The organism is Cognatilysobacter lacus (assembly GCF_008274655.1).
In the GTDB taxonomy this organism is placed as follows: domain Bacteria; phylum Pseudomonadota; class Gammaproteobacteria; order Xanthomonadales; family Xanthomonadaceae; genus Cognatilysobacter; species Cognatilysobacter lacus.
This window is the reverse complement of the sequence record NZ_VTRV01000155.1, coordinates 1-6,302: the sequence shown is the minus strand read 5'-3', so window position 1 is coordinate 6,302 and position 6,302 is coordinate 1. Positions and strand designations below refer to the sequence as shown.

Below are 6,302 nucleotides of genomic sequence, written 5' to 3'. Positions count from 1 at the left end.
GATCTTCCTGCAGGTGAGCCGCAGCACCGTCGGCAGTGCCTCGGAGCTGTCGCGCGCGGTCGGTGGCGTGCCGCGCGGGCAGGCGATCATGCTGCTGGTCCGCCGCGGCGATTCGACCCAGTTCGTGGCCGTCGATCCCGCCGCCGGATGACCGGTCCGGCGGCCGCGCATCCCGTGTCCGCCAGGGGCGAGCCGGCCGCTATGCGATAATCCGGGGTTATTTCGCCTCGGTCGTGCCCGCTTCATGCAGCAGATCCGCAACTTTTCCATCATCGCCCACGTCGACCACGGCAAGTCGACGCTGGCCGACCGCATCATCCAGATCTGCGGCGGGCTCGAAGCGCGCGAGATGGAAGCGCAGGTGCTCGACTCGAATCCGATCGAGCGCGAGCGCGGCATCACCATCAAGGCGCAGTCGGTCTCGCTCCCGTACACGGCGAAGGACGGGAAGACCTATTTCCTGAATTTCATCGACACCCCGGGCCACGTCGACTTCAGCTACGAAGTCAGCCGTTCGCTCGCCGCATGCGAGGGCGCGCTGCTCGTGGTCGACGCCGCGCAGGGCGTCGAGGCGCAGTCGGTCGCCAACTGCTACACGGCGGTGGAGCAGGGCCTCGAAGTCGTTCCCGTGCTCAACAAGATCGACCTGCCGACTGCGGACATCGAACGCGCGAAGGCGGAGATCGAAGCCGTCATCGGCATCGACGCCGAGGACGCTGTGGCGATCAGCGCCAAGACGGGCCTCAACGTCATCGACGTGCTGGAGGCGATCGTGCATCGCATTCCGCCGCCGAAGCCGCGCGACACCGATCGCCTGCAGGCGCTCATCATCGATTCGTGGTTCGACAACTACCTCGGCGTGGTGTCGCTAGTGCGCGTCATGCAGGGCGAGATCAAGCCCGGTGACAAGGTGCTGGTGATGACGACCGGCCGCTCGCACCAGGTGGAAGGCGTCGGCGTGTTCACGCCCAAGCGCAAGCCGCTCGATGCGCTGCGCGCGGGCGAGGTAGGTTGGGTCACGGCGTCGATCAAGGATGTCCACGGCGCGCCCGTCGGCGATACGCTGACGCACACCGCGCTGCCTGCACCGACCGCGCTGCCCGGCTTCCAGCAGATGCAGCCGCGCGTGTTCGCCGGCCTGTTCCCGGTGGACGCCGAGGACTATCCAGATCTTCGCGAAGCGCTGGAAAAGCTGCGCCTCAACGATGCCGCGCTGCGTTTCGAGCCCGAGAGTTCCGAAGCGATGGGCTTCGGTTTCCGCTGCGGCTTCCTCGGCATGCTGCACATGGAGATCGTGCAGGAGCGCCTGGAGCGCGAGTACGACCTCAACCTGATCAGCACCGCGCCAACGGTTATCTACGAAGTGCTGAAGACCGACGGCACGGTCGTACCGATGGACAACCCGGCGAAGCTGCCGCCGGTGAACATGGTCGAGGAAATCCGCGAGCCGATCATCCGCGCGAACATCCTCACGCCGCCCGACTACGTCGGCAACGTGATCACGCTGTGCGAGGAAAAGCGCGGCGTCCAGGTAGGCATCACCTACATGGGCCAGCAGGTGCAGATCAGCTATGAGCTGCCGATGGCCGAGGTGGTGCTGGATTTCTTCGACAAGCTCAAGTCGGTGTCGCGCGGATACGCGTCGCTGGACTACCACTTCCTGCGCTTCCAGGCTGGTCCGTTCGTGCGCCTGGATACGTTGATCAACGGTGACAAGGTCGACGCGCTGTCGATCATCACGCATCGCAGCCACGCCGACCGCCGCGGCCGCGACCTCACCGAAAAAATGAAGGAGCTGATTCCGCGCCAGCAGTTCGACGTCGCGATCCAGGCCGCGATTGGCGCGCAGGTCATCGCGCGGACGACGGTGAAGGCGCTTCGCAAGAACGTCCTGGCCAAGTGCTACGGCGGCGACATCTCGCGCAAGAAGAAGCTCCTCGAGAAGCAGAAAGAGGGCAAGAAGCGGATGAAACAGGTCGGCCGCGTCGAGATCCCCCAGGAGGCCTTCCTCGCCGTGCTCAAGGTCGACCAGTAACGCAAGTGCCTTCAGCGGGGCCGGGCATCGGGAACCCTGCGCGCAGAATCCGTTCCAAACCTCCGTCACGAACATCCGCCTCCAAGGACTGCCATGCGCTGGTTCGAAATCATCCTCGTCGCGCTCACGCTGCTCAGCGGCGCCATCTGGCTGCTGGACAAGCTGTTCCTCGCGCGCCGCCGCGCGTCCCGCGGGGGGCTGCTCGACAGCACCGAGGATCCCATGCTCGTCGACTACGCGAAGTCCTTCTTCCCGGTGCTGGCCGCCGTGCTGATGCTGCGCAGCTTCGTCGCCGAGCCGTTCCGCATCCCGTCCAACTCGATGATGCCAACGCTGCTGACCGGCGACTTCATCCTGGTCAACAAGTTCGCGTACGGGCTCCGCCTGCCGATCACCAATACGAAGATCGTGCCGATCGGCGAGCCCAAGCGGGGCGACGTGATGGTGTTCAAGCCGCCCCAGCATCCCGAGCAGGACTGGATCAAGCGCATCATCGGGCTGCCGGGCGACCGCATCGGCTACCACGACCACCAGTTGTTCCTCAACGGCGCGCCGGTTCAGGTGCAACCCATCGGCGTCTACCAGGGCGTGGGCAACGGCGCCGAAATGACGGGGTCGGAAGAGATGCAGGAGGCGCTGCCCGGTCGGCCGCACCACGTGCTGGAGCGCACCGACCTGATCCGCGGCGACGGACAGGGCGACTGGGTGGTCCCGCCCGCGCACTATTTCGTGATGGGGGACAATCGCGACAACAGCGAGGACAGTCGATACTGGGGCTTCCTGCCGGAGCAGAACCTTCGCGGCAAGGCGTTCCTCGTGTGGCTCAACTGCGAAGGCTGGTTCTGCACCGGGGCCTTCGACAGCTCGCGCATCGGCAATACCATCCAGTGATACCGTCCGCCTCACGGACCCTCGGGGGAGAAGAGTCATGAGACGCAATCAGCAGGGTATGACCCTGACCAGCTTCATCCTGGTACTTGCCGTAGTTGGCGTGTTCATCTACATGGGGATGAAGCTGATCCCGATGTATTCGGAGTTCTTCTCCGTCAAGAAGGCGCTCGAAGGCATGGCGAGCGAGCCAGGCATGGCGGACAACCCGCCTGAGAAGATCAAGGATCTGTTCTTCCGTCGGATGGGTGCCGACTACGTGGACGATGTGAAACCCGAGAACTTCAAAGCGGCCCGGAAGGACGCGGGGTGGGTCGTCACCGTCGACTACGAGGTGCGGCGGCCACTGATCGCCAACTTCGAAATCATCGGGCATTTCAACGCGGAGAAGGAAATCAAGCGCATCTCCGAATGACGCAGTTCGACGCCGCGCGGGGCCATAGCTTTCTGCAGCCCGAACTGTTGCAGCAGGCGCTTCGCCATCGAAGCGCCGGCACGCCACACAACGAGCGGCTCGAGTTCCTCGGCGACGCCCTGGTCAACCTGTTCGTCGCCGAAGCGCTGTATGTCCGTTGGCCGAAGGTCGACGAAGGCGCGTTGACGCGCGCACGCGCGGAGCTCGTCCGCGAGTCGTCGTTGGCGCAGATCGCGCGTGACCTGGAGCTTGGTGCCAAGTTGACGCTGGGACCGGGAGAGATGAAGTCCGGCGGCCACCGCCGCGACTCGATACTGGCCGACGCCGTCGAAGCTCTGGTTGCCGCCGTCTATCTGGACTCGGACTTCGAAACCTGCCGCGCCGCCGTGCTGCCGTGGTTCGAACCGGCGATGGCGGCGCTGCCGCCACCCAACAAAGTCGGAAAGGACGCAAAGACGCGCCTGCAGGAATGGTTGCAGGGCAAGCAGAAGCCACTGCCGGTGTATGCGCTGCTCGCGGAGGAAGGCGAGGAACACGCGCGGACATTCCGGGTGAGCTGCACGCTGGAGCAGCCTGGCCTCGTGACCGAAGGCGAGGGCCTGTCGCGCCGCGCGGCTGAACAGGCGGCGGCCGACGCCGCGCTCGCCCGCATCGAGTCGCGCACGCCGCGCTAACGGCGGCCGCTGTCCGGGCCCGTACAATGCCGTGATGGACGCATCCCCCTTTCGCGCCGGCCACGTCGCCGTCATCGGCCGCCCGAACGTCGGCAAGTCGACGCTCGTCAACGCGCTCGTCGGCGCGAAGATCTCGATCACTTCCAAACGCCCGCAGACCACGCGCCATCGGCTGCTCGGTATCGCAACGTTTCCCGAAGGGCAGTTGATGCTCGTGGACACGCCCGGCATCCATCGCGAGCAGAAGCGCGCCATGAACCGCATGATGAATCGTGCGGCGCGCGGCGCGCTGGACGGTGTCGACGCGGCGATGCTCGTGGTGCAGGCCGGCCGTTGGGACGACGAGGACGGCCTGGCTTACGACGCGCTCAAGGCGGCCGGCGTGCCCGTCGTGCTGGTGGTGAACCAGGTCGATCGCATGAAGGACAAGACCGCGCTGTTCCCATACCTTGCGAAGGTGAGCGCTGGCCGCGACTTCGCGTCCGTGCACCCGGTATCCGCGCTCAAGCAGATCGGCCTGCAGGACCTCGTCCGCGCAACGCTCGCGCATATGCCGCAGCAGGACGCGCTGTATGGCGAGGACGAAATCACCGACAAGAGCCAGCGCTTCCTTGCCGGCGAGATGGTGCGCGAGCAGCTGATGCGCCAGCTGGGCGACGAGTTGCCGTACGCGACGACGGTCGAGATCGAGAATTTCGAAGTCGACGGTGAACTGCTGCGCATCGGCGCCGTAATCTGGGTTGAACGGTCCGGCCAAAAGGGCATCGTGATCGGCAAGGGTGGCGAGCGACTGCGCGAGATCGGCGCGCGGGCGCGCCAACAGATGGAAAAACTGTTCGAGTCGAAAGTGTTCCTCGAGACGTGGGTGCGCGTGCGCGAGGGATGGTCCGACGACGAGGCGGCGCTCAAGTCGCTGGGCTACCACGACTGACGCGGCCGCTCCCACGAGTTCGCACGCAATCGCCCGGCCGGGCGTGATGACGGCCGCGGCCGGCGGTGATCACGCGTGACCATCCGCTATGCCCAGGAAAACGCCTTCGTGCTGCACGCGCGGCCGTGGCGCGAGACCAGTTTGCTTCTCGAGCTTCTGACCGCGCAGCACGGGCGCATCGGCATGCTCGCGCGCGGGGTAACCGGGCCGCGACGCCAGCTGTTGCGCGCGGCTCTTCAACCGTTGCAGTGGATCCGTTTCGACGCCGTGCAGCGCGGCGAGTTGGCCCAGCTCGCCAGCGCGGAAGCTTTCGACGCGGCGCCCCGGCTGGTCGGCGATGCCGCGATGGCCGCGTTCTACCTCAACGAACTCACGCTGCGCCTCGCGCCGCGCCACGACCCCCAGCCGGACCTGTTCGCCGCCTATGCGCGTGCGCGTGAACGGCTGCGCGCCGCCGACCCGTTGGCCTGGACGCTGCGCCGCTACGAGCGCGACCTGCTCGACGCGCTTGGGCTGGGCTTCGACTTCAGCGCCGACAGCGATGGCGTCCCGATCGACCCCGCCGCACGTTACCGGCTCGATCCCGAGCACGGGTTACGTCGGGTGCTGACCGACCGCGGCGCTGCCGATCGCAACGACGCGCCGACCGGGCGGGCCGTACTTTCCCTTGCAGGCGACGAGATGCCCGCGCAGGGCGACCTGGCATCCCTGCGTCGCGCGATGCGACGCGTGCTCGAGCATCACGTCGGGCCGCGCGGCCTTACGTCCTGGCAGATGCTTGGCGAGCTTTCGCGCGTGGTCGCCAGCGGTCAATCGCCCGGAAACTGATCGAGCGTCGTGCGCAGCGCCGACTCGAATGCCGGCCAGCCGGTTTCAGGCGTACATGCGGCCAGCATCGCTGCTGCGTCGGCCAGCCGCGTAGCGCCCACGAAGCCGCAGCTCGCGCGCAACCGGTGCAGCTGCGAACGCAGCGCGGCCGCGTCGCCGGCATCCATCGCCGCGCGCAGCGACCCCTGCATCGCGATCAGTTCCGGCCGGAACAGGCCGCGCAGTGCCACGAGGTGGCTGCGGTCTCCCAGCAACGCTTCCAGCGCAGCGGCGTCGTCCCAGACGGGCAGGGCGCCGTGAGTTGCGGATGGCCGCGCCACAGTGGCTTCGTGGCCGAGCGCCATGCGGGCGGCGGCCACGATTTCCGACGTCGAAAGCGGCTTGACCAGCACTTCGCGGAACCCCGCGGCGAGCAGGCGCTCGTGTTCATCCGCTTCACGCGCCGCGGTGTGCGCGATCGCGGGTGTGGAGAGTCCGCTGCCGCGGAGTGCGCGCAGCAGGGCATCGCCGCGCCCATCGGGCAGGTTGGCG

At 66.8% G+C, this 6,302-nt stretch carries 7 protein-coding genes; 6 read left to right on the top strand and 1 reads right to left on the bottom strand.

Going from position 1 to position 6,302, the window contains the following annotated elements:
* The first annotated feature begins 244 nt into the window (after positions 1–244).
* The 6 genes from lepA (at position 245) to recO (ending at position 5,771) form a co-directional block, all read left to right on the top strand.
* Entirely contained in the window at positions 245–2,035 is a 1,791-nt protein-coding gene (gene lepA / locus FW784_RS11810) for a translation elongation factor 4 (RefSeq protein ID WP_149353540.1), read from the top strand.
* Between the two features lie 93 nt (positions 2,036–2,128).
* The gene (gene lepB, locus FW784_RS11805; RefSeq protein ID WP_149353539.1) at positions 2,129–2,926 is read left to right on the top strand and encodes a signal peptidase I; all 798 of its coding nucleotides are present in this window, start codon (positions 2,129–2,131) and stop codon (positions 2,924–2,926) included.
* 58 nt (positions 2,927–2,984) lie between these two features.
* Positions 2,985–3,338 (top strand): DUF4845 domain-containing protein, encoded by a 354-nt coding sequence (locus FW784_RS11800; protein WP_425481641.1) that lies wholly within the window; start codon positions 2,985–2,987, stop codon positions 3,336–3,338.
* A complete protein-coding gene (gene rnc / locus FW784_RS11795) occupies positions 3,335–4,012 on the top strand; it encodes a ribonuclease III (RefSeq protein ID WP_149353537.1) in 678 nt (225 codons plus the stop codon). Before FW784_RS11800 ends, rnc begins: the two co-directional genes overlap by 4 nt.
* A gap of 34 nt (positions 4,013–4,046) precedes the next feature.
* On the top strand, positions 4,047–4,943 hold the full coding sequence (gene era / locus FW784_RS11790) for a GTPase Era (RefSeq protein WP_187770792.1): 897 nt from the start codon (positions 4,047–4,049) through the stop codon (positions 4,941–4,943).
* A gap of 81 nt (positions 4,944–5,024) precedes the next feature.
* Complete coding sequence (gene recO, locus FW784_RS11785; protein WP_149353541.1) at positions 5,025–5,771, top strand: DNA repair protein RecO; 747 nt, start codon at positions 5,025–5,027, stop codon at positions 5,769–5,771.
* Here the strand turns inward: recO and FW784_RS11780 are convergent.
* Positions 5,753–6,302: response regulator (locus FW784_RS11780; protein WP_149353535.1), on the bottom strand; the 550-nt coding region annotated here is incomplete at its 5' end. The genes recO and FW784_RS11780 overlap by 19 nt on opposite strands.

Bases quoted from the DNA above. Each gene is read 5' to 3' on its own strand.
- era (WP_187770792.1), top strand. From the start codon at position 4,047: ATGGACGCATCCCCCTTTCGCGCCGGCCACGTCGCCGTCATCGGCCGC.
- rnc (WP_149353537.1), top strand. From the start codon at position 3,335: ATGACGCAGTTCGACGCCGCGCGGGGCCATAGCTTTCTGCAGCCCGAA.
- FW784_RS11800 (WP_425481641.1), top strand. From the start codon at position 2,985: ATGACCCTGACCAGCTTCATCCTGGTACTTGCCGTAGTTGGCGTGTTC.
- lepA (WP_149353540.1), top strand. From the start codon at position 245: ATGCAGCAGATCCGCAACTTTTCCATCATCGCCCACGTCGACCACGGC.
- lepB (WP_149353539.1), top strand. From the start codon at position 2,129: ATGCGCTGGTTCGAAATCATCCTCGTCGCGCTCACGCTGCTCAGCGGC.